The sequence below is a fragment of the Bifidobacterium sp. genome, assembly GCF_051876855.1.
GTDB lineage: Bacteria > Actinomycetota > Actinomycetes > Actinomycetales > Bifidobacteriaceae > Bifidobacterium.
Window position 1 is genome coordinate 1 of sequence record NZ_JBJEIH010000051.1, and the last position, 1,963, is coordinate 1,963.

Genomic DNA, 1,963 nt, shown 5'->3' on the forward strand with positions numbered 1-1,963 from the left:
ACTTGTGCGTTGCGTGATTTATTTACGACGTCAATCGTTTGACGTCCCATAATGGCGAAAATAGCCAAGAAGCTGGCGACGTTCAATATACCGGAGTATGACATCGCCTTAGATGCAAACGCATGCAATATATGGTAAACTTGCGGTGAAGCCGGCAGATTCTTCACTGCTGACTGTGCGCGGTTGCACACAACCGCCACATCCTGGCACCACGGAGGCGCTTGGAAAATCCGGCATATCCGGAACTTCGAAAGAAGGAGAACATCATGAAGAGTGTTCAGGGTGATCTGATATGTCGGCGCCGTGACTTTTCCGGTGATACATCCTTTGCATGAGAGGGTGAATTGCCGGCCTGCGGCCTCGTAAGAAGCCGCAGGTAAACGCATTGCAGCACTTTGCTCCTTTGTGGTGCTTGTGATGCGATTCATGCACGTACCGGGATCATCCGGTGGGTAGAGAAGAGAGAACACAGGGGAGGCGCTCGAAAGGGCGCGAATACGGAGAATCACAACTAACGGGGTGAACATGCCACAGGGTCAAGCAAATAAGGCCGCGGTCTGGCGGTACAAGGGCGTAACGACGGATGGCACGCGCAGGCAGCAGGGCACGGTCGAGGCGGCAACGCAAGACCAGGCGATTGCCCGCATCGCAAAGCTCGGCATCATCCCCACCGAAGTGGTGAACACCTCTGAGGCGGGCGGGTTGAACAAGGAGCTCAACCTCGGTTTCGCAAAATACCCGTCCAAGAAAGACTTCGCGGTCATGTCCCGCCAGCTGGCGACCATGGTGACCGCAGGCGTCTCGCTGACGCGCGCACTGAACATCGTGGTGGACCAGACGCCGAACCAGAAGCTGCGTGATGCGCTCCGTCAGTGCCTGACGGATATCGAAGGTGGCAAGTCCTTCTCCGACGCCATGCAGGAGCAGAGTGACATCTTCCCGGCGATTATGATTTACATGGTGCGCGCGGGCGAGACAGGCGGCTTCCTGGATGGCGCGTTGAACACCATCGCCTCGAGTTTTGAGGCGGATGTGCGGTTGCAGCAGCAGATCAAGTCCGCGATGGCCTACCCGATTGTCGTGTTGTGCATCGCCTTGCTGTTGGTCGGCGTCATGCTGTTGACCATCGTGCCGACCTTCAAGAACATGTACGATTCCATGGGTGCGGAACTCCCTGCCATCACCAAGGTACTGGTGGTCATGGGTCAGGCCGCGCCTATCGCCATTCCGATTCTGGTGATTGCGATTTTCGTGTTCGCGGTGTGGTGGCGCCGTAACCGTAAGGAAGTGTTTATCCGCCGGTGGTGGGAGCCGTTCAAGTTGAAGGCCCCGGTGTTCGGCAAGTTGAACACGAATGTGGCGTTGGCGCGGTTCTGCCGGAATTTCTCGTCGATGCTGCACGCCGGTGTGCCGATTACTGACGCGTTGGATATCGTGGGTTCGACGTCGGGCAATTACACGATTGAGAACGCGACGCGTACGGTGAGCACTGAGATCCAGAAGGGCCGCCGTCTGGCGGATTCGATGGCGATGGAACCGGTGTTCCCGAACATGCTGGTGCAGATGGTCGCCATCGGTGAGGATTCTGGTGCAGTGGACCAGATGCTTGACAATGCCGGTCGCGCGTACTACGAGGAGGCGCAGTCGATCGCCAAGCAGCTGACTTCGCTGCTCGAGCCGATCATGATCCTTATCCTCGGCGTCATCGTAGGTTTTATGGTCATCGCACTGTACATGCCAATGTTCGACATGTTCAACGCGATCGACAACATGTGATCACGGTCGCGAAAGCGCTTCTCAGGTAGGAATCCAGGAATAGGAACCAATCCAAAGTACAGGAACACGGAACAGAAACAGCGAAGAGGTTGTCATGAAAGAGTCAGTGATGTGGCGTCGTCTTGATCGTGTGGTGGGTACGCGGCTGCGTGCGCGCTACAAGAACAAGGAGTCGGGCGTCGCTATG

At 56.5% G+C, this 1,963-nt stretch carries 2 protein-coding genes; one reads left to right on the forward strand and one right to left on the reverse strand.

Features of this window, described 5'->3' with window-relative positions; genetic code table 11:
• A partial coding sequence (locus tag ACI38B_RS04045) for a hypothetical protein (protein WP_439729629.1) occupies positions 1–428 on the reverse strand: 428 nt, incomplete at its 3' end.
• Positions 429–525: 97 nt separating this feature from the next.
• Here ACI38B_RS04045 and ACI38B_RS04050 point away from each other — a divergent pair.
• Positions 526–1,776, forward strand: coding sequence for a type II secretion system F family protein (locus ACI38B_RS04050; RefSeq protein WP_439729630.1), 1,251 nt, complete (start codon positions 526–528; stop codon positions 1,774–1,776).
• Positions 1,777–1,963 lie beyond the last annotated feature (187 nt).

Coding starts and splice junctions, on each gene's coding strand:
- ACI38B_RS04050 (WP_439729630.1), top strand. CDS start 526: ATGCCACAGGGTCAAGCAAATAAGGCCGCGGTCTGGCGGTACAAGGGC.